At 54.9% G+C, this 20113-nt stretch carries 20 protein-coding genes; 10 read left to right on the forward strand and 10 right to left on the reverse strand.

Annotated elements, in window-relative coordinates:
• The first annotated feature begins 85 nt into the window (after window positions 1–85).
• Window positions 86–1642, forward strand: coding sequence for a sodium/proton antiporter NhaB (nhaB, locus tag MUU51_RS04485; RefSeq protein WP_159776050.1), 1557 nt, complete (start codon window positions 86–88; stop codon window positions 1640–1642).
• A 135-nt stretch (window positions 1643–1777) separates the two neighbouring features.
• Window positions 1778–2308 (forward strand): disulfide bond formation protein DsbB, encoded by a 531-nt coding sequence (gene dsbB, locus MUU51_RS04490; protein ID WP_159776052.1) that lies wholly within the window; start codon window positions 1778–1780, stop codon window positions 2306–2308.
• 118 nt (window positions 2309–2426) lie between these two features.
• Here dsbB and MUU51_RS04495 read toward each other — a convergent pair whose 3' ends face one another.
• A complete protein-coding gene (locus MUU51_RS04495) occupies window positions 2427–3296 on the reverse strand; it encodes a siderophore-interacting protein (protein WP_258967235.1) in 870 nt (289 codons plus the stop codon).
• A gap of 211 nt (window positions 3297–3507) precedes the next feature.
• Between MUU51_RS04495 and MUU51_RS04500 the strand changes: the two genes are divergently transcribed.
• A complete protein-coding gene (locus MUU51_RS04500) occupies window positions 3508–5697 on the forward strand; it encodes a TonB-dependent siderophore receptor (RefSeq protein WP_258967205.1) in 2190 nt (729 codons plus the stop codon).
• 57 nt (window positions 5698–5754) lie between these two features.
• Here the strand turns inward: MUU51_RS04500 and ycgN are convergent, their stop codons facing one another.
• From ycgN to MUU51_RS04515, 3 genes are all read right to left on the reverse strand, one after another.
• Complete coding sequence (gene ycgN, locus MUU51_RS04505; protein WP_168713814.1) at window positions 5755–6198, reverse strand: cysteine cluster protein YcgN; 444 nt, start codon at window positions 6196–6198, stop codon at window positions 5755–5757.
• Between the two features lie 94 nt (window positions 6199–6292).
• Window positions 6293–6952, reverse strand: coding sequence for a fumarylacetoacetate hydrolase family protein (locus MUU51_RS04510; protein ID WP_159776057.1), 660 nt, complete (start codon window positions 6950–6952; stop codon window positions 6293–6295).
• Between the two features lie 19 nt (window positions 6953–6971).
• Window positions 6972–7247: a YcgL domain-containing protein gene (locus tag MUU51_RS04515; RefSeq protein ID WP_159776059.1), complete on the reverse strand. Its 276-nt coding sequence runs from the start codon at window positions 7245–7247 to the stop codon at window positions 6972–6974.
• A 126-nt stretch (window positions 7248–7373) separates the two neighbouring features.
• Between MUU51_RS04515 and minC the strand changes: the two genes are divergently transcribed.
• The 3 genes from minC to minE are packed head-to-tail and all read left to right on the forward strand — an operon-like array spanning window position 7374 to window position 9180.
• Complete coding sequence (minC, locus tag MUU51_RS04520) at window positions 7374–8072, forward strand: septum site-determining protein MinC (protein ID WP_159776061.1); 699 nt, start codon at window positions 7374–7376, stop codon at window positions 8070–8072.
• A gap of 22 nt (window positions 8073–8094) precedes the next feature.
• A complete protein-coding gene (minD, locus tag MUU51_RS04525) occupies window positions 8095–8907 on the forward strand; it encodes a septum site-determining protein MinD (protein ID WP_110512272.1) in 813 nt (270 codons plus the stop codon).
• Between the two features lie 3 nt (window positions 8908–8910).
• The gene (minE, locus tag MUU51_RS04530; protein ID WP_110512271.1) at window positions 8911–9180 is read left to right on the forward strand and encodes a cell division topological specificity factor MinE; all 270 of its coding nucleotides are present in this window, start codon (window positions 8911–8913) and stop codon (window positions 9178–9180) included.
• 109 nt (window positions 9181–9289) lie between these two features.
• Here minE and rnd read toward each other — a convergent pair whose 3' ends face one another.
• From rnd to yoaA, 5 genes are all read right to left on the reverse strand, one after another.
• Complete coding sequence (gene rnd / locus MUU51_RS04535; RefSeq protein ID WP_258967206.1) at window positions 9290–10408, reverse strand: ribonuclease D; 1119 nt, start codon at window positions 10406–10408, stop codon at window positions 9290–9292.
• An 85-nt stretch (window positions 10409–10493) separates the two neighbouring features.
• Window positions 10494–12179: a long-chain-fatty-acid--CoA ligase FadD gene (fadD, locus tag MUU51_RS04540; RefSeq protein WP_159776065.1), complete on the reverse strand. Its 1686-nt coding sequence runs from the start codon at window positions 12177–12179 to the stop codon at window positions 10494–10496.
• A 215-nt stretch (window positions 12180–12394) separates the two neighbouring features.
• Window positions 12395–12982, reverse strand: a complete 588-nt coding sequence (locus MUU51_RS04545; protein ID WP_159776067.1) for a Slp/YeaY family lipoprotein — start codon at window positions 12980–12982, stop codon at window positions 12395–12397.
• A gap of 38 nt (window positions 12983–13020) precedes the next feature.
• Window positions 13021–13716, reverse strand: coding sequence for a tRNA (adenosine(37)-N6)-threonylcarbamoyltransferase complex dimerization subunit type 1 TsaB (tsaB, locus tag MUU51_RS04550; RefSeq protein WP_258967207.1), 696 nt, complete (start codon window positions 13714–13716; stop codon window positions 13021–13023).
• 67 nt (window positions 13717–13783) lie between these two features.
• Window positions 13784–15694, reverse strand: a complete 1911-nt coding sequence (gene yoaA, locus MUU51_RS04555; protein ID WP_159776071.1) for a DNA repair helicase YoaA — start codon at window positions 15692–15694, stop codon at window positions 13784–13786.
• A 129-nt stretch (window positions 15695–15823) separates the two neighbouring features.
• On the opposite strand from yoaA, the gene MUU51_RS04560 reads away from it, so the two are divergent.
• Window positions 15824–16168 (forward strand): RidA family protein, encoded by a 345-nt coding sequence (locus tag MUU51_RS04560; protein ID WP_159776073.1) that lies wholly within the window; start codon window positions 15824–15826, stop codon window positions 16166–16168.
• A 189-nt stretch (window positions 16169–16357) separates the two neighbouring features.
• Here the strand turns inward: MUU51_RS04560 and MUU51_RS04565 are convergent, their stop codons facing one another.
• On the reverse strand, window positions 16358–16543 hold the full coding sequence (locus tag MUU51_RS04565; RefSeq protein WP_159755532.1) for a YoaH family protein: 186 nt from the start codon (window positions 16541–16543) through the stop codon (window positions 16358–16360).
• 89 nt (window positions 16544–16632) lie between these two features.
• Between MUU51_RS04565 and pabB the strand changes: the two genes are divergently transcribed.
• From pabB to sdaA, 3 genes are all read left to right on the forward strand, one after another.
• Window positions 16633–17985, forward strand: a complete 1353-nt coding sequence (gene pabB / locus MUU51_RS04570) for an aminodeoxychorismate synthase component 1 (protein ID WP_258967208.1) — start codon at window positions 16633–16635, stop codon at window positions 17983–17985.
• A gap of 3 nt (window positions 17986–17988) precedes the next feature.
• A complete protein-coding gene (locus tag MUU51_RS04575; protein WP_159776075.1) occupies window positions 17989–18567 on the forward strand; it encodes a CoA pyrophosphatase in 579 nt (192 codons plus the stop codon).
• 174 nt (window positions 18568–18741) lie between these two features.
• Entirely contained in the window at window positions 18742–20106 is a 1365-nt protein-coding gene (gene sdaA, locus MUU51_RS04580) for an L-serine ammonia-lyase (protein WP_258967209.1), read from the forward strand.
• The last annotated feature ends 7 nt before the right edge of the window (window positions 20107–20113 follow it).

The raw sequence follows: 20113 nt of genomic DNA on the forward strand, positions 1-20113 counted from the left end.
TGCTTGCTTGCAGCGGCTTCAGAGCGGATACTTCGAGATTCACCTTCAGTAAATGGCTTACTTTTGACGGGATCGGAAATCTGTCGTGGATATATCAACCTCTCGTGCGCTGTGGCGCAACTTTCTCGGTCAGTCACCGGACTGGTACAAACTGACCCTCTTGCTGTTTTTGGTTATCAACCCTGTCGTCTTCTTCATTGATCCGTTTATCGCGGGTTGGTTACTGGTGGCGGAGTTTATCTTCACTCTGGCGATGGCGCTGAAATGCTATCCTCTGCTTCCTGGCGGCCTGCTGGCGATCGAAGCCGTGATGATTGGCATGACCAGCGCCGAGCATGTGCGTGAAGAAATTGCCAGCAACCTCGAAGTGCTGTTGCTGCTGATTTTCATGGTCGCGGGCATCTATTTTATGAAGCAACTGCTGCTGTTCATTTTCACCCGCCTGTTGCTGACAATTCAAAGCAAGATGCTGCTTTCGATAGCCTTCTGCCTTGCCGCCGCATTTTTATCGGCGTTCCTGGATGCGTTGACGGTCGTGGCGGTGATCATCAGCGTCGCGGTCGGGTTCTACGGCATTTATCATCGGGTCGCATCTTCGCGTCCGACCGAGAGCGACATGCTCGATGACAGCCATATCGACATCCACAATAAAGAAGTGCTCGAGCAGTTCCGCAGTTTCCTGCGCAGCCTGATGATGCACGCCGGAGTGGGTACGGCGCTGGGTGGCGTGATGACGATGGTCGGCGAGCCGCAAAACCTGATCATCGCCAAAGCAGTAGGCTGGCATTTTGGCGAGTTCTTCCTGCGTATGCTGCCGGTCACGCTGCCGGTGTTGTTCTGCGGGTTATTGACCTGCCTGCTGGTCGAAAAATTCAAACTGTTTGGCTACGGCGAACAGCTGCCGACCAGCGTTCGCGCCGTGCTGAAAGATTTTGACGTGAAAAGCAGTGAGCAGCGAACGCGTCAGGAAACGCTCAAACTGGTGATTCAGGGCGTTATCGGCCTCTGGTTGGTTATCGCGCTGGCGCTGCATCTGGCGGAAGTGGGGCTGATTGGCCTGACGGTTATCATCTTTGCCACCTCCCTCACCGGCGTCACCGATGAACATGCCATCGGCAAAGCGTTTACCGAAGCGCTGCCGTTTACCGCGCTGCTGACAGTATTCTTCGCCGTGGTGGCGGTGATTATCGACCAGCATCTGTTTGCACCGATTATCAGCTATGTACTGCAGGCGTCTCCGCACGCGCAGCTGTCGCTGTTTTATCTGTTCAATGGCTTGCTCTCGTCAATTTCCGATAACGTGTTTGTCGGCACGGTGTATATCAACGAGGCGAAATCCGCGCTGGAGCACGGGGCGATTTCTCTGCCGCAGTTTCAAATGCTGGCGGTAGCAATTAACACCGGCACCAATCTGCCATCGGTGGCGACACCGAACGGCCAGGCGGCATTCCTGTTCCTGCTGACGTCTGCCCTCGCACCGCTGATTCGCCTCTCGTATGGTCGGATGGTATGGATGGCGCTGCCGTACACCATCGTGCTGACGATTGTTGGCCTGCTGTGCGTGGAGCTGACACTGATGCCTTATACCGAGTGGATGACCGCCAAAGGCTGGCTGATGAGCGCCCCTTTGCCTGTCCATTAAACGTCCTCCGATTAATGCCCGGAACCTTTTCCGGGCGATTCATTCCCTTTTACGTAATTATTCACGCCTGCATAGTGGCGCGGTAAATGTTTTCGTTTACACTGCGGTGTCTTAGCATGTTCCAGGGAAATGATTATGTTGCGATTTTTAAACCAGTGCTCACGCGGTCGCGGAGCGTGGTTACTGCTGGCGTTGGCCGCTTTTGCGCTGGAGATGGTCGCGCTGTGGTTCCAGCACGTGATGCTGCTGAAGCCATGCGTACTGTGTATCTATGAGCGTTCTGCGCTGTTCGGCGTGATGGGTGCAGGTATTGTCGGTGCCATTGCCCCGAAATCACCGCTGCGTTATGCCGGTATTCTGATTTGGATTTACAGCGCCTGGCGTGGCGTTCAGCTGGCGTGGGAACACACCATGATCCAGCTGCATCCGTCCCCGTTCCAGACCTGCGACTTTGCCGCTCGCTTCCCGAGCTGGTTGCCGCTGGATAAGTGGTTGCCGCAGGTGTTTGTTGCGTCTGGCGATTGTGCCGAACGTCAGTGGTCATTCCTGACTCTGGAAATGCCACAGTGGCTGGTAGGGATTTTTGTGGTCTTCCTGGTCATCGGTCTGCTGGTGTTGATTGCCCAGCCAGTCAAACCGAAAAAACGCGACCTCTTCGGTAGGTAAAAGCAAAGTGGTTCAGGAAGATAGACGTAAAACGGCAACCTCGGTTGCCGTTTTTAATGCTTGCTCACTCTCCCTGCAGGAGCGGATCAGGACGAAGGCATCAGGCGGCACCACATCCTTAAGCCCTTCCCTGCGCCCAGTATGCCATAAAGCTCGCGCAGTCCCTGTTGAGCTGCTGTTTCTCAATCAGGCTGCGACGCAGGTTTTTCACCAGCGTTGATTCTGCCGCCACCCAGGCCTGAAAGCCCGCGGCCTCGCGCGCCCTTTCCCACAGCAACTCTCCATCCAGACTGTTCTCTTCCGTCGACTGCTCTCGCGCCAACGCATACGCCGGGATCGTCACCTCGCGCTCTACCACACTCAGTAAATCGTCCTGCCTGTCGCGCGCCAGCCAGTGTACGTCGGCGAAAGGGAAATCCTGCAGCTGAAAATCAGCCTCATGCGGTACGGTGAAAAAGGCCTGCACGCGCGGCGGATTCGTTTTTTTCGCCAGCTGTTCCAGAATCCCCATTGCCGCAGGCAGCGCCGTTTCGTCGGCAATCAGCAGTGCCTGGCGCACGCTATCGTTATCCAGCCATTCATACCCGCCGCTGTTCTCGTCAGAGGCACCATTCGGGGCCACCATTTGCAGCGCATCACCCGGCCTGGCGTGCGTTGCCCATCGCGAAGCCGGCCCGCCGTCACCGTGCAGCACGAATTCCACGTCCACTTCCTGCGCATCCACCCGCAGTTCGCGCAGCGTGTAGGTGCGCATTACCGGGCGTTTCGCTTTCGGCAGTGCCAGATAATCCTGATACCAGGTGTCGCTCACCGCCATGGAGGCCGTGTCTTCCCCGTCTTCGGCGAAGAGCAGTTTGATGCGTTGATCCGGCGATTCATGTTTCATCTGCGCCACTTCAGGCCCGGTAAACACGCAGCGCAAAAGAGAGGGTGAAACCTGAATCCGTCTCGCTAAAACGACGTTAAAAATACGATAGCCCGCGGCCATGTTCCGGCTCCTGTCGAGGGAAAACGGCATTCCGGCGCTGACTGACTGCGCACGGAATACCGCCACAAAGTGTGGGTAAATCATAGAGATAATGAAAACAAATATGACAAAATGAGTTGCCAGTGTAAACAGAATGAATATCATAACGATAACTATTATCAATATTGACACATTCTTACCTTCTGTTACGACTACTGGGAAATTGATAACAATGAAGCGCAGCACTCTTTGGATGTTGAACCCTTGTTTACTGGCCATGCTTTCCGCCTCGGCCTGGGCTGAAACGCAAAAGGAAGACACGCTGGTGGTGTCCGCCAGCCGGGCCAATCACACCGTTGCTGATATGGCACAAACCACGTGGGTCATTGAACAAGCGGACATTGAGCAGCAGGTTCAGGGCGGCAAAGAGTTGAAAGAGGTGCTGGCGCAGCTGATCCCGGGTATGGACGTCAGCAGCCAGGGGCGCACCAACTACGGCATGAATATGCGCGGGCGCTCGATGATGGTGATGGTGGATGGCGTGCGCCTGAACTCTTCCCGCAGCGACAGCCGTCAGCTGGATTCCATCGATCCGTTCAACATTTCGCGCATCGAAGTCATTTCCGGCGCCACTTCGCTGTACGGCGGCGGCAGCACCGGCGGGTTGATTAATATCGTCACCAAAAAAGGCCAGCCGGAAACTGAAGTGGAATTCCAGGCCGGTGGGAAAAGTGGGTTTAACAGCCATAACGATCATGACGAAAATATCGCGGCAGCGGTGAGCGGCGGCAACGATAACGCCTCCGGTCGTCTGTCCGTGGCATATCAGCGTTATGGCGGCTGGTATGACGGAAATGGCGATGAGGTGATTATCGATAACACCCAAACCGGCCTGCAGTATTCCGACCGTCTGGACATCATGGGCACCGGTACGATTAACATTGATGACCACCAGCAACTCCAGCTGACGACGCAGTATTACAAGAGCCAGTCCGACGGTAAACACGGCCTTTTCCTCGGAGATAACTTCTCGGCGGTAACCGGTGACGCTGACGCATATAACAAGAGCAATCTTGATTCCGATCGCCTGCCGGGCACGGAACGCCATCTGATTAACCTGCAGTACTCTAATACCGACGTCTGGGGTCAGGATCTGGTGGCACAAATTTACTATCGCGACGAAAGCCTGACGTTTTACCCCTTCCCGACGCTGAGCAAAGGCACCGTCACCAGCATTGGCGCGTCCCAGCAAAAAACCGATTTTTACGGCGGGAAGCTCACGCTGAACAGCAAGCCGATGGATGACCTGAATCTGACCTGGGGCGTCGATGTCGATCATGAATCGTTTAACGCAAACCAGCAGTTCTTCGATCTCGACAAAGCCGCAGCCAGCGGCGGTATGACGCTCGAAAACGCCTATAATGTCGGCCGTTATCCAGGTTACAGCATCACTAATCTCGCGCCGTTCCTGCAGGCGAGCTATGACATTAGCGCCATCACGTTAACCGGCGGTATGCGTTATCAGTACACTGAAAACAAGGTCGATGACTTTATCGGCTACACGCAGCAACAGGCGATCGCTAACGGGAAAGCCACCTCAGCGGATGCGGTGCCGGGCGGCAAAACGGACTACAACAACCTGCTGTTCAACGCCGGGATCCTCGGTCATCTCACCGAACGCCAGCAGCTGTGGTTTAACTTCTCTCAGGGCTTTGAAATCCCTGACCTGGCGAAGTATTACGGCTCCGGGAATTACACGCTGGTTGACGGCCATTACCGCCTGAACAACAGCGTGAACGTCAATGATTCGACGCTCGACGGCATTAAAGTCAACGCGTACGAGCTGGGCTGGCGTTTGACCGGCGACAACCTACGCACTCAGGTCGCGGCCTATTACTCGCTGTCCGATAAAACCATCAACATCAATAAATCCGACATGACCATTAGCCTTGAGGACGACAAGCGTCGGATTTATGGCGTGGAAGGTCAGGTGGATTACTTCTTCACCGCCAGCGACTGGAGTCTCGGTTCGAACTTTAACGCCATCAAGTCGGAAACCCGTGAAAACGGCAAATGGGAGAAACTGACGGTAGACAGCGCCAGCCCGTCGAAGGTGAGCGCATGGGTAAACTGGGCGCCGGGAGACTGGGGTTTACGCGTGCAGAGCACCCAGACGTTTGACGTATCGGACAACGACGGCAATAAAATTGACGGCTACAACACCGTCGATTTCATCGGGAGCTACACCCTGCCTGTCGGGAAAGTCAGCTTCAGCGTGGAAAACCTGCTGGATGAGGAGTACACCACCGTGTGGGGCCAGCGCGCTCCGGGACTGTACAGCCCAACCTATGGCGCACCGGGTTTGTACACCTACAAAGGCCGCGGTCGTACCTTTGGCCTGAATTACTCGGTACTTTTCTGATACCCACAAAAAAACGCCGCCAGCATCTCTGCGGGTGGCGTTTTCATATTCTGATGGTTAGCCGCGATTTGGGTGATTCAGAATATGATCTTCCCAGTCGCGCACTTCCGATTCTTGCACCGCAATATGGCGCACCGAAATACGTTCACCGTGCATCGCCGCTTTTGACCCCGTCAACAGCGGGTGCCACGTCGGCAACGGTTTACCTTCCGCCAACAGTCGATACGCGCAGGTGTGCGGCAGCCACTCAAAGGTCGGCAGATTATCGCGGGTCAGTTTGATGCAATCCGCTTCATATTCGAAACGACGCTCGTAGTTGCGACACTGGCAGGTTTTGATGTTCAGCTGGCGACAGGCGACGTTAGTAAAGTAGATTTCATCACTGTCTTCATCCATCAACTTATGCAGACAGCATTGACCGCAGCCATCGCACAAAGACTCCCACTCGACGTCGGTCATTTGCTCGAGAGTTTTGCTTTGCCAGAAGGGTGTGTCGCTCATAGGAATGTCCGCCATTGAAAACCAGGGTGCACCTTATAACCAGTCTGGCAGACGGATGCAAGTTTTGCCGCCCGAGAGGGGCGGCAATTGATGCTTACAGCACGCGGGTCGTGAGGGAATTACCGTTAAAGGAAACGTCCAGCTCATCACCACTGTTCAATGGGCCAACGCCTTCCGGCGTGCCGGTCAGGATAACGTCACCGCTTTTCAGGGTGAAGAAGCGGCTCATGTAGGCAATCAGCGGCACAATTTTGTGGATCATGTCAGCCGTTGTGCCCTGCTGGCGAACTTCACCGTTAATTTTCAGGCCCAGCGGCGTGTTTTGCGGGTCACTGTGGAATTCGCTCGCCGGAATAAATCCGGAAATTGGGCAGGAATTATCAAACCCTTTCGCTTTTTCCCACGGCTGCCCTGCTTTCTTCATCTTGCCCTGAAGGTCACGCAGCGTGAGATCCAGCGCTACGCCATAACCGGCAATCGCTTTCAATACGTGTTCTTCAGTCGCCTGACGCAGCGTGCCGCCAATCAGCACAGCCAGTTCAACTTCATGATGCACAGAACCCAGCCCTTCCGGTAACACCAGCGGCTGGCGGATATCGCACAGCGCGGTTTCGGGCTTAATAAACAGTACCGGCTCTTCCGGCGTGGCACTGCCCATTTCCTGAATATGCTTCGCGTAATTACTGCCTACACAAACCACTTTACTGACCGGGTAATCCAGTAGCGCGCCCTGCCAGTTATGATGTTGATACATGCCTGCTCCTGTCGTTGCGTTATTGTTTCCCGCTCGCCTGGAGATGTTGCTTGAGTAAATTTTCCGGCGGAGGGGGGATTTGCAGATAATAGCCTTGGTCGACTAAGGCCTGCTTGACCTTTTCCAGGTCGGCATTGACCAGTTTTTTACGCCCATCCAGGGGGAGAATCATTGCAAGTTGCGGCTGACCAAATCCCTTCATTAATTCTTCCGGTACCCGGGAGAAATCGTCCTTTTTTTCGACATATAAGTAAGTTTGATCGCGCTTGGTACTTTTATAGACAACACAAAACATGACTTTTACTCTGAATTAGACTGCGGCGACTTGCCTCTCTATATTAGTGACTATAACATGCCCTGTAGTCTTCGGAATATCACCGCAGCTGTGCGGCCGATAAATTGAAAATTGAGTAAGGCCAGGATGTCAAACACGCCAATCGAACTTAAAGGCAGTAGCTTCACGTTATCAGTGGTTCATTTGCACGAGGCAAAACCCGAGGTTATTCGTCAGGCGTTAGAAGACAAAATCGCCCAGGCTCCTGCTTTTTTGCGACACGCTCCGGTGGTGGTGAATATCAGCAGTCTGGCTGAGGTCACCCAATGGAAACCGCTGCAGCAGGCAATTGCTTCCACCGGTTTACGCATCATGGGCGTAAGCGGCTGTAAAAATCCGGAATTAAAAGCGGAGATCGACCGCGCGGGCATTCCCTTACTGACTGAAGGGAAAGAGAAAGCCACCCGTGTCGCCCCTGTCGAAGCCCCTGTTCCCTCTCCAATTGTTACCCCTGTCACAAAAACGCGATTGATTGATACGCCGGTTCGTTCCGGTCAGCGCATTTATGCACCAAACTGTGATCTGATTGTCACAAGTCATGTGAGTGCGGGCGCTGAACTCATCGCCGACGGGAACATTCACATCTATGGCATGATGCGTGGACGTGCGCTGGCAGGTGCCAGTGGCGACAGAGAGGCACAAATATTTTGTACCCATCTTGCGGCAGAACTGGTGTCTATCGCAGGGGAATACTGGCTGAGTGAGAACATCACCGCCGAATATTATGGCAAAGCGGTGCGTCTGAGACTGGACGACGCCGCTTTGACAATTGAACCGTTAAACTAATCCCTTTTAACAAGGAATTTTTATGGCACGCATTATTGTTGTGACTTCGGGTAAAGGGGGCGTTGGCAAGACCACCTCCAGCGCGGCCATCGCTACTGGTTTGGCCCAGAAGGGAAAGAAAACTGTCGTTATCGATTTTGACATCGGCCTGCGTAACCTTGACTTAATCATGGGCTGCGAACGCCGTGTGGTTTACGATTTCGTGAACGTGATTCAGGGCGATGCCACGCTTAATCAGGCACTGATTAAAGATAAGCGTACCGAAAATCTCTATATTCTTCCGGCTTCTCAGACCCGCGACAAAGACGCCCTGACCTACGAGGGTGTTGAAAAAGTGCTGGATGAGCTGAAGAAGATGGACTTCGACTTCATCGTCTGCGATTCCCCGGCGGGTATCGAAACCGGTGCGCTGATGGCGCTGTACTTCGCTGACGAAGCGGTTATCACCACTAACCCGGAAGTCTCGTCCGTACGTGACTCCGACCGTATTCTCGGTATTCTGGCGTCGAAATCTCGCCGTGCGGAGAAAGGTGAAGACCCAATTAAAGAACATCTTCTGTTGACCCGTTACAATCCGGGCCGCGTCAGCAGAGGCGACATGCTTAGCATGGAAGATGTGCTGGAAATTCTGCGCATTAAACTGGTTGGCGTGATCCCGGAGGATCAGTCAGTACTTCGCGCCTCAAACCAGGGGGAACCGGTTATTCTGGATGCCGAAGCCGACGCGGGCAAAGCCTACGCCGACACGGTAGATCGTCTGCTGGGAGAAGAACGTCCTTTCCGCTTCATCGAAGAAGAGAAGAAAGGTTTCCTCAAACGCCTGTTCGGAGGATAAGTTATGGCATTACTCGACTTTTTTCTCTCACGAAAAAAGAACACCGCCAACATCGCGAAAGAACGTTTACAGATTATTGTTGCGGAACGTCGCCGCAGTGACGCTGAACCACATTATTTGCCGCAGCTCAGGAAGGATATTCTTGATGTTATCTGCAAATACATTCAGATCGATCCCGAAATGGTGACGGTACAGCTTGAGCAAAAAGATGGGGATATCTCGATACTTGAGCTCAACGTGACGCTGCCAGAAGCGGAAGAATCGAAATCGTAAGTACGATGCGGTAAAAAAGAAAACCCCGAAATTCGGGGTTTTTTATTGGGTTCGATTTCGGTTTTACATCGGCTGATGCCCTCTCCCGCCATGGGAGGGGGCATAGGCGTTATGCGCGTGGGTGCTTTTCCAGCAGCGGTTTCAGACTTTCAGTCATCATTTCGCCACGCCAGCCGGACACCAGCTCAGGTAATCCGTTCTGCGGTTTCAACTGCCAGTGCCAGTTCAGCAGTTGGTTAATCTGACGACGAGACGCCATAAGCTCGACGCTGACGCCCTTCTCTTTGCTCACTTCCTGCACCAGGGCTTTAATCTCTTTGAACAGCGTGCGGTAGCCCGGCATATCCATCAGGTTCAGCAGCGGCTCCGGCAGTGCGTCTTCAGGTAGCTCTTTGGCTTTTTCAACCAGGCTCACCAGCGTTTTACCGTGGAAACGGATCTCGCTGCCCGAAAGTCCAAGGCTGTCGAGTTCACCCATGCTGCCCGGCATATAACGCGCCACGGCCCACAAATGTTCTTCACGCACCACGAAATTCACCGCCATGTTGCGATCGCGCGCTTTACGCAGACGCCAGTCCGCCAACAGCTTCAGGCAGGCTAACTGGCGCGTACGCAGCTGCCAGGCATTGGTGATATCGCGCCAGGCTTCTGCCGGGTCAACCACTTCCTGACGGCGCTGCTGCATCAGGCGGCACTCGTCTAACGCCGCAGGCAGCCAGCCACTGGAATCAGTTTCTGCCAGCAGTTTGATGGCGATCGGCAGCAAATACCAGACGTCAGCCGCCGCATAGTCACACTGACGTTCTGTCAACGGGCGCGCCAGCCAGTCAGTGCGGGATTCGCTCTTATCGAGCGCAATGCCGGTGTATTCCTCGACCATCGCCGCAAAGCCCCATGACATTGGACGACCGCAAAACGCCGCCAGAATTTGCGTGTCGATGAGCGGCTCAGGCAGCTTGCCGAAGGTGTTGAGAAACACTTCGAGATCTTCGCTGCCCGCGTGCAAATATTTGGTGACATTTTTGTCGAGCATCAGCTCTTTGAATGGACGCCAGTCGGTGATGGTTAGTGGGTCAATCAGCACCACCGTTTCGCCATCGAACATCTGGATCAGGCCAAGCTGCGGGTAATAGGTTCGGGTGCGGACAAATTCGGTGTCCAGCGCAATGGCATGAGCGTTGCGGGCCGCATCACAGGCGGCCTTGAGCGCAGCGTCCTCGGTGATCATCTGATAATTCAATCTGTATTCTCTATGGTTTGCGCCCATAAAAAACGCCGGCTTAACCGGCGTCTGGAGGCGACTCACGCGTAGTTCAGGCTTTATTGTCGCCTTTACCGCGCGCTTCGTCACGTAGTTCTCGTCGCAAAATCTTTCCGACGTTCGATTTCGGCAGCTCAGTGCGGAACTCCACCAGCTTCGGCACCTTGTAACCGGTCAGGTGGCGACGACAGAAGGTAATCAGCGCTTCATCGGTCAACGACGGGTCTTTTTTGACCACGAAGATTTTGACCGCTTCGCCGCTGCTGCCGGACGGCACGCCGACCGCAGCCACTTCCTGTACGCCAGAATGCTGCATCACCACGTCCTCGATTTCATTCGGATAGACGTTAAAACCAGAGACCAGAATCATGTCTTTCTTACGATCGACAATGCGCAGAAAGCCCTCTTCGTCCATTACCGCGATATCACCGGTGTACAGCCAGCCGTCTTTGATGATTTCATCGGTGCCGTCGGGGCGCTGCCAATAGCCGAGCATCACCTGCGGGCCTTTTACGCACAGCTCGCCCGGTTCACCCGGTGCGACTTCGTTGTTATCGTCATCCACCAGCTTCACTTCTGTGGACGGCACCGGCAGACCAATGCTGCCGCTGTGGTAATCGATGTCGTGTGGGTTCACGCTCACCAGCGGCGCACATTCGGTCAGGCCGTAACCTTCCAGCAAATAACGCCCGGTGAGTTTGACCCAGCGTTCGGCAACCGCTTGTTGCACTGGCATCCCACCGCCCGCCGACAGGCGCATGGTGGAGAAATCCAGCTGCTGGAACTCTTTATTGTTCAGTAGCGCGTTGAACAAGGTATTTACCCCGGTCATGGCGGTGAACGGATATTTCGCCAGCTCTTTTACCAGCCCCGGAATATCACGCGGGTTGGTTATCAGCAGGTTCTGGCCGCCGAGTTCAATAAACAGCAGACAGTTCATGGTCAGTGCGAAAATGTGATACAGCGGCAGCGCGGTGACCACCACTTCTTTGCCCGGCCGGAACAGCGGCCCGTAAGTGGCGTGTACCTGGGCCAGGTTCGCCAGCATGTTGCGGTGGGTTAGCATCGCGCCTTTGGCAACGCCAGTAGTGCCGCCAGTATATTGCAGGAAGGCTAAATCGTCTGACACCACAACCGGTTTGATGTATTGCATCCGGTAACCCTGCTGTAATGCGCTGCGGAAAGAGAGCGCATCCGGCAGATGGTATTTCGGCACCAGACGTTTGACATATTTGACGACAAAGTTAACCAATGTGCCTTTGGCGGTAGAAAGCTGATCGCCCATGCGGGTGAGGATTACGTGCTTCACTTGGGTTTTCTCGACAACTTTTTCCAGCGTGTGGGCAAAGTTGGAGACAATCACAATCGCGCTGGCACCGCTGTCGTTGAGCTGGTGCTCCAGCTCGCGCGGCGTATACAGTGGGTTGACGTTGACCACAATCATCCCCGCACGCAATATGCCGAACAATGCCACCGGGTACTGCAACAGGTTAGGCATCATCAGTGCGACACGGTCGCCCTTTTGCAGGCCCAGGCCCTGCTGGAGATACGCGGCGAAGGCGCGACTGCGCTCTTCGAGCTTACGGAACGTCATCACCTCACCCATGTTAATAAACGCGGGCTGGTCTGCGTAGCGGGTTGTCGCCTGTTCGAACAAATCTACCAGGGATTGATAACGGTCAGGATCAATCTCCGCCGGAACATCGGCGGGATAGCGGTTAAGCCAAACCTTTTTCAATGGATCACCTCTGAAATGAGAATTCGTCGTCATCACAACCCCTGTCAATAAACAAGTTATTAACAACATCTTAACTTATCGTACCAGTTTATTAATTATACGAATTTAAGGTTGCGAAGCGCGTCACTATTTATTTTTATGACTCTCGGAAGTCCTTTCCGACAAAAAGAAACAGCGGACTCGCCGCTGTTAATTTAATTTTGTAAAACAACAGGTTATTCGGTGACGATAGTCTGCACCTGAGCCGGGCCTGGGTTATACCACCCCCAACCGCCGTAGCCATAACCATGACGCCACGGATGTGGGCCGCCCCAGTACGGGTCAATCGGTTCCGGCGGCATCACAACCTGTTGGGTCACCCGCCAGCGTTTAAAACCATTAGCCTGCATCACCATGTAAGTGTAATTGCTGTCGCCAATTTTCCCTTTCGCGGTGCCGGTAATCGGCCCGACGACGGTTACTAACTGGTTACGGAAATCGACAGGATCGAGGAAGCCATTCACATCGGCGTAAATACGGCCCCGGGAAGGGTCGCTCAGACTTGGGCGCGCGCCTTCATCCAGCGGCACGGTCGCAATTTCGAGGCGGGTTTTACCCTGCTCGTTTTTGACACTAACCACTTTGCCGCCAAAACGGGCTTCCTGGCCGACGTACAGCTGCGGCGCAGCCATCACGCGGGATAAGTCCTGCTGCGGGGTTGGGCTGCTGCCTTTAATGGCGTCCGGAACCGTGACGCATCCACTCAGCGCGGCGATGACCAGTCCAGCCAGTAAACCTTGTACGACCTGTTTGCGACTCGCCATGAAGCGACTCCTTAATTCTCAGTTATATAAACTAAGATTCATTCCCGGCCAGGAAGTTTCTTCCATGCCACGGTGTTACGCAAATAAACCGGTTCAGCCTGCTCTACGACAACGGTTTTGTGCGCAGCGTACAGCTGACACGCCAGCGGCAACATATCTTCTGCGGCAGGCAACAGCACATCGCCATCGACCAGTGTCACCGGTGTATCGTTTGCCATATCCGGCCATGCCTGCCAGCCCGTACCCACAGTAGCCCACTCACCGTCGAGCTGCTTCAACCGTTCGTTAACGGCTTCGGGTTTCAGTACCGCTTCCGTCGCTTCTCCGTGCCAGATACCCTGCGCATCGCGCTGATATTCGGCCCAGTAAACTTCGCCCATACGCGCGTCAATCGCCGCCAGCACGCATGTTGCACCGGTTTTACGCCATGCACCCTGCGCCATGGTGGCCAGCGTCGATACACCGATCATTGGCAGATTTGCACCCAGTGCCAGCCCCTGCGCAATACCAATTCCGATACGCACGCCGGTAAAGCTGCCTGGCCCACGGCCATACGCCAGCGCGTCGAGCTCAGTCAGCGTGGTGCCGGTTTCGGTCAGAATATCCTGCACAATCGGCAGAATACGTTGGGTATGTTCGCGGGGACAAAGCTCGAAATGAGACGTCGTCGTACCGTCGTTCCACAAAGCCGCAGAACAGGCTTCTGTGGCGGTATCAATAGCCAGAATTCGCATAGGAGGTTGCGCTCTTGCAATAGGGGGTCAACAAAATGGCGCGCATCTTACCACAGTTCGTCACAAATTACGTCAGTGACAGCCCTGCAAGAAAACGCACGGCCCGGCTGATATCACGGGTGCGCGGGGTCGGCGGCAGGCTGGATAAGAACACCGCACCGTAAGGACGCATCACCAGACGGTTGTCGCAAATCACCAGCACGCCCCGATCGTCGACGTCACGAATGAGTCGCCCGACGCCCTGTTTGAGAGTGATCACCGCATCCGGTAGCTGAACTTCATCAAACGGGTCTCCGCCGCGCAGACGGCAGTCTTCCATTCGCGCTTTTAACAACGGATCTTCCGGCGAGGTAAAGGGTAACTTGTCGATAATGACCAGTGACAACGCATCGCCGCGCACGTCCACCCCTTCCCAGAAACTGCTGGTCGCCACCAGCAAGGCGTTCCCGGCGCTGACAAACTGCTGTAGCAGCTGGCCTTTACTGGTTTCGCCTTGCAGCAGCACCGGAAGATCGAGCATTCCACGGAACTGTTCGGCCAGGTCACGCATCATGGCGTGCGAAGTGCAAAGCATAAAGCAGCGGCCGTTGTTGGCTTCAATCATCGGACGCAACATGGTTGCCAGCTGACGCGCACCGCCAGGCTGGTTCGGCAGCGGCAGGTTACGCGGCACACAGAGTAGCGCCTGTTTGCTGTAATCAAACGGGCTAGGCAACAGCAACGATTCGGCTTCTTCAATGCCCAGACGCGCAGTAAAGTGGTGCAGGTCGTCATTCACCGACAGCGTGGCCGAGGTGAAAATCCAGCTGCCCTGCTTCTGCGCCATGACTTCTTTGAATTTATCGGCGACAGTCAGCGGAGTCAGCGCCAGGGTAAAGTGACGAGAAGTACACTCGTACCAGTAGCTGAAGCCCGGCTGGTTGATCTCTTTCAGTCGCTTCAGTCGACCGCGGTAAATTGTCGCGCGCTCAAACGCGGCATCCAACAGGGCCGAACGCCCGAGGGAGAGTTTCGCCACGTCGTAGCACAGCTCCAGCGCATCATCGAGCAGCAGTAGCGCGCGTTGAATGCCGTTGTCAGCCAGCAGTTCGCGCAGATTGCCGCGATAGCCTGGTTCGCCAAGCTGTAAGCGAAAATCCTGTGTCGCCTGCGCCAGTCGGTCGGCACATTTTTGTAATTGTTGGGTGTCTTTCAGTTCGGTACGGTAGGCAATGGTGATGTCTTTCGCCATGTCCAGCAATTGACGACTGGAGAGCGACTGGCCGAAATACTGGCTGGCGATATCTGGCAACTGATGGGCTTCATCGAAGATCATCACTTCCGCCTCCGGGATAAGCTCACCGAAACCGCCTTCTTTCACCACCATATCGGCGAGGAACAGGTGATGGTTGACCACCACCACATCGGCATCCATCGCTTTTTTACGCGCTTTAACCACGAAACAGTCTTTGTATAACGGGCAATCGCTGCCGAGACAGTTGTCGTTGGTGCTGGTGACCAGCGGCCAGGCGTGTGAATCTTCCGCCACGCTGACGCAGGTACTGATATCGCCATCAACGGTTTGATTGGCCCAGCTGCGCAGCATAATTACGTCACTGAGGGTTTGAACCGGAAGGTCGCCGCCGGCAATTGCCTGCTGTTCGAGACGTTCAAGACACAAATAGTTGGAACGCCCTTTCAGTAGCGCCAGTCGGCCAGTAAATTTCAGCGCGGTGGCGACAGTCGGTAGATCCCGGCTGTAAAGCTGATCCTGCAACGCCTTCGACCCGGTTGAGATGATGACCTTTTTCTTTGCGCGTAGCGCAGGGGCCAGGTAGGCGTACGTTTTGCCCGTGCCGGTACCGGCTTCCACCACCAGCGGCCGCGTTTCGTCGATGGCTTTCGCCACCGCGTGCGCCATCTGGCGCTGCGGTTCGCGGGGTTTGAACCCAGGTATCGCTTTGGCTAACTGCCCGTCTGTTGCAAAATCGTCCGTCACACTACCCCCTGTAAATCTGGACAGTGATTATGTCAGTGCGGGGGGCGTTGTGCCAGCCAAAGTGATGACGAGCCGTCGACAATATGGCACTCTTGCCGCCTTAAATGGATTGCAATAGAGGAAACTGAGATGACAATCGTTCGTATTGATGCTGAAGCCCGCTGGTCAGATGTGGTTATCTACAACCAGACAATCTACTACACCGGCGTGCCGGAAAATCTGGATGCCGACGCGTTTGAGCAGACCGCCAATACTCTGGCACAGATTGACGCGATTCTGGAAAAACAGGGCAGCGACAAATCACGCATTCTCGATGCCACGATTTTCCTCGCCGATAAAGCTGATTTTGCTGCGATGAATAAAGCCTGGGATGCGTGGGTGGTTGCCGGACATGCGCCGGTGCGTTGCACCGTGCAGGCCGGACTGATGAAGCCGCAGTATAAAGTTGAGATTAAAATCGTCGCTGCAGTTTAATCGATATATACCCAAAATAATTCGAGTTGCAGGAAGGCGGCGACGCAGTGAATCGCCGGGAGCTTACTCCAGTAAGTAACCGGGGTGAGCGAGGAAAGCCAACGCACATGCAACTTGAAGTATGACGGGTATAAACCCTGAATCATTCGGGTGGCAGGAATTGCACCTGCGGCTCGAATCAGGACGGGTTTATTCTTCTTCGTCTTCATCCTCGAATCGGGCTACGATCATTTCGCCGGTGTGGCTGGCGCGAATTTCTTTGGCTACCAGCTGGATTGCTTCCCCGCTACTCAGGCCTTGCGTCATCAATTCCTGAATACGCTCGACCGCTTTTTGCTGCTGGTCGTGGCTCAGTGAAGGTAAACCTGAAATCATGGTGAACTCCTGCTACATTGTGGGCGCTTATTATTTCACGCCGCCTGCACATTAGCCAGCGGGCGGCTTCAGACAGATTGAGGTCGAAGTTGTCCCCTGCTGTGATTACGCTGCCCTGGCGTGTTGACGCCGCTGAACACTATTTCACTCCCCTCTCCGCCGCCCCCTGGGCGATGCTACTGCACTCCGGTTTTGCCGAACACACCCATAATCGCTTTGATATTGTGGTCGCCGACCCAGCCGTTACTCTGGAAACCAGAGGCGAAACCACGCGAATCTGTCGTCCCTACGGTGATTTCGACTCAGATGGCGACCCGCTCACATTGCTTAAGCAGACTTTAGATGACTGTAACCTGACGGTGGCCACGCATCCTGACCTGCCTTTTCAGGGCGGCGCATTAGGATTGTTTGGTTACGATCTCGGGCGACGCTTTGAAACGCTGCCAGAATGCGCGCTTAAAGATATTCACGTGCCGGATATGGCTGTGGGGATTTATCGCTGGGCGCTGATCGTCGACCATCAGCGGCAAAGCGTTTCGCTGGTGAGCCATGACAATCCGCATCAGCGACTTGAATGGCTTGAAGCCCAACAGGCCGCGGCCAGCGAACCGTTTACCCTGACGGCTCCGTGGCGCTCAAACATGACGCGCGCAGAGTACGGCGAGAAATTCCGCCAGGTGCAGGCGTATCTGCACAGCGGCGACTGTTATCAGGTCAATCTGGCTCAGCGTTTTCAGGCCCGTTATTCCGGCGATGAGTGGCAGGCGTTTTGCCAGCTCAACCAGGCCAATCGCGCGCCGTTCAGCGCATTCATTCGCCTGAAAGAGAGCGCTGTGCTGAGCCTGTCGCCTGAGCGCTTTATCCAGCTCAATGGGAATAACATTCAGACCCGGCCCATCAAAGGCACGCTGCCGCGACTCGTGGATCCGCAACAGGATTCAGCGCAGGCCGAAAAGCTCCGCACGTCACCCAAAGACCGAGCGGAAAATTTAATGATAGTTGACCTGATGCGCAATGATATTGGCCGCGTGGCGGTGCCGGGTAGCGTGCGCGTGCCTGAGTTGTTCGTGGTTGAGCCGTTCCCGGCGGTGCATCACCTGGTGAGTACCATTACGGCCGAACTGCCCACCAGCCTGCACGCCACCGATTTGCTGCGCGCGGCGTTTCCCGGCGGCTCGATAACCGGTGCGCCAAAAGTACGAGCGATGGAAATCATCGACGAACTGGAACCGCATCGCCGCAACGCCTGGTGCGGCAGCATTGGCTATATCAGCCTGTGCGGCAATATGGACACCAGCATTACCATCCGCACACTCACGGCGGCGGGCGGAAAAATTGTCTGTTCCGCGGGCGGTGGCGTTGTTGCCGACAGCGACGAACAGGCGGAATATCAGGAAACCTTTGATAAAGTGAACAGAATCCTGCAGCAACTGGAGCGTTAACCGATGCAGCACCCGGACATTAATCTTGACGATTTCATCTCACGATTTCAGCTTTTACGCCCTCAGCCGACGCGCGCGGCGCTGAATCAGCGGCAGGCGGCGGTGCTTATCCCCATTGTGCGTCGTGATGAACCCGGCTTGCTGCTGACAAAACGTTCCCCTCGCCTACGCAAACACGCCGGTCAGGTGGCGTTTCCCGGCGGTGCAGTCGACAGCAGTGATGCTTCACTGATTGCCGCCGCACTGCGTGAAGCGCAGGAAGAAGTGGCTATTCCGCCGTCCTCGGTTGAAATCCTCGGTATGTTACCGCCCGTCGATAGCGTGACCGGTTTTCAGGTGACGCCGGTGGTCGGCATTATTCCTCCCGATTTGCACTATCACGCAAGTGTTGATGAGGTCGCGGCGGTGTTTGAAATGCCGCTGGCCGAAGCCCTACGCCTGGGGCGCTACCATCCGCTTGATATCCACCGTCGCGGGAATTCGCACCGCGTGTGGCTCTCCTGGTATCAGCATTATTTTGTCTGGGGAATGACCGCAGGCATTATTCGTGAGCTGGCCTTACAAATTGGCGTGAAGCCTTAGCTATACTCTGGGTTAAAGATGCTGTGCTTCACTTCACGCTATTAGTAAAATCGAGGTGAAGCATTAGTTTAATTCATGTGAATAGTTAAGCTGCGTTACAAGTTCCCTCTTACACTATGCGCAGTTTTAACATCGTTATCGGAACTTTCCGGTAACCCTGTCAGGAGTGTTAGCGTGATTAGTATATTCGACATGTTCAAGGTGGGGATTGGTCCCTCTTCCTCCCATACTGTAGGCCCGATGAAGGCCGGTAAGCAGTTCGTCGATGACCTGGTCGAAAAGGGAATGATCGATGATGTGACCCGCGTGGCGGTGGACGTTTATGGTTCACTGTCATTAACTGGTAAGGGTCACCATACCGATATCGCGATCATCATGGGTCTGGCGGGCAATATGCCGGATACCGTCGATATCGACGCGATCCCGGCCTTTATCCGCGACGTACAAATTCGCGGACGTCTGCTGCTGGCGCAAGGTCGCCGCGAAGTCGATTTCCCGCAGGATGACGGCATGCGTTTTCGTAGCGACAATCTGTCACTGCATGAGAACGGGATGTCCATCCATGCGTTTGCCGGTGACACCGTCATCTACAGCAAAACCTATTACTCCATCGGCGGCGGTTTTATCGTCGATGAGGAGCATTTCGGCCAGGACATGAGCGGTGACGTTAGCGTCCCCTATCCATTCAAATCGGCGAAAGAGATGCTCGACTACTGCAAAGAAACTGGCCTGTCACTTTCCGGCATGGTGATGCAGAACGAGCTGGCGCTGCACAGCAAAAAAGAGATTGAAGACTATTTTGCCAACGTCTGGCAGGCCATGCGCGCCTGTATCGATCGCGGAATGAACACCGAAGGCGTGCTGCCTGGCCCACTGCGCGTTCCGCGTCGTGCTGCTGCTTTGCGCCGTATGCTGGTGAGCCAGGACAAAACCAACAGCGACCCGATGACGGTGGTGGATTGGGTAAACATGTTCGCGCTGGCGGTTAACGAAGAAAACGCTGCCGGTGGGCGTGTAGTCACTGCCCCAACCAACGGTGCCTGCGGTATCGTTCCGGCGGTGCTGGCCTATTACGATCACTTCATCGAACCGGTGAGCCCGGAAAGTTATATTCGTTACTTCCTGGCTTCCGGTGCGATTGGCGCCCTGTATAAAATGAACGCGTCGATTTCAGGTGCGGAAGTGGGCTGTCAGGGTGAAGTCGGCGTGGCCTGTTCCATGGCGGCCGCTGGTCTTGCCGAACTGCTGGGCGCAAGTCCTGAGCAGGTGTGCGTGGCGGCGGAAATCGGTATGGAGCATAACCTTGGTCTGACATGCGACCCGGTTGCCGGTCAGGTTCAGGTGCCGTGCATAGAGCGTAACGCCATCGCTTCGGTGAAGGCTATCAATGCCACGCGTATGGCAATGCGCCGTACCAGCGAGCCGCGCGTTTCTCTCGATAAAGTGATTGAAACCATGTACGAAACTGGCAAAGACATGAACGCTAAATACCGTGAAACATCGCGGGGCGGTCTGGCCATAAAAGTACAATGTGATTAATACTCTC

Source organism: Scandinavium manionii (genome assembly GCF_024764775.1).
Lineage (GTDB): Bacteria > Pseudomonadota > Gammaproteobacteria > Enterobacterales > Enterobacteriaceae > Scandinavium > Scandinavium manionii.

Excerpts from the sequence above, each read along its gene's own strand:
- dsbB (WP_159776052.1), top strand. The coding sequence starts at position 1,778 with ATGTTGCGATTTTTAAACCAGTGCTCACGCGGTCGCGGAGCGTGGTTA.
- MUU51_RS04495 (WP_258967235.1), bottom strand. The coding sequence starts at position 3,296 with ATGGCCGCGGGCTATCGTATTTTTAACGTCGTTTTAGCGAGACGGATT.
- MUU51_RS04500 (WP_258967205.1), top strand. The coding sequence starts at position 3,508 with ATGAAGCGCAGCACTCTTTGGATGTTGAACCCTTGTTTACTGGCCATG.
- ycgN (WP_168713814.1), bottom strand. The coding sequence starts at position 6,198 with ATGAGCGACACACCCTTCTGGCAAAGCAAAACTCTCGAGCAAATGACC.
- MUU51_RS04510 (WP_159776057.1), bottom strand. The coding sequence starts at position 6,952 with ATGTATCAACATCATAACTGGCAGGGCGCGCTACTGGATTACCCGGTC.
- MUU51_RS04515 (WP_159776059.1), bottom strand. The coding sequence starts at position 7,247 with ATGTTTTGTGTTGTCTATAAAAGTACCAAGCGCGATCAAACTTACTTA.
- minC (WP_159776061.1), top strand. The coding sequence starts at position 7,374 with ATGTCAAACACGCCAATCGAACTTAAAGGCAGTAGCTTCACGTTATCA.
- minD (WP_110512272.1), top strand. The coding sequence starts at position 8,095 with ATGGCACGCATTATTGTTGTGACTTCGGGTAAAGGGGGCGTTGGCAAG.
- minE (WP_110512271.1), top strand. The coding sequence starts at position 8,911 with ATGGCATTACTCGACTTTTTTCTCTCACGAAAAAAGAACACCGCCAAC.
- rnd (WP_258967206.1), bottom strand. The coding sequence starts at position 10,408 with ATGATCACCGAGGACGCTGCGCTCAAGGCCGCCTGTGATGCGGCCCGC.
- MUU51_RS04545 (WP_159776067.1), bottom strand. The coding sequence starts at position 12,982 with ATGGCGAGTCGCAAACAGGTCGTACAAGGTTTACTGGCTGGACTGGTC.
- tsaB (WP_258967207.1), bottom strand. The coding sequence starts at position 13,716 with ATGCGAATTCTGGCTATTGATACCGCCACAGAAGCCTGTTCTGCGGCT.
- MUU51_RS04560 (WP_159776073.1), top strand. The coding sequence starts at position 15,824 with ATGACAATCGTTCGTATTGATGCTGAAGCCCGCTGGTCAGATGTGGTT.
- MUU51_RS04565 (WP_159755532.1), bottom strand. The coding sequence starts at position 16,543 with ATGATTTCAGGTTTACCTTCACTGAGCCACGACCAGCAGCAAAAAGCG.
- MUU51_RS04575 (WP_159776075.1), top strand. The coding sequence starts at position 17,989 with ATGCAGCACCCGGACATTAATCTTGACGATTTCATCTCACGATTTCAG.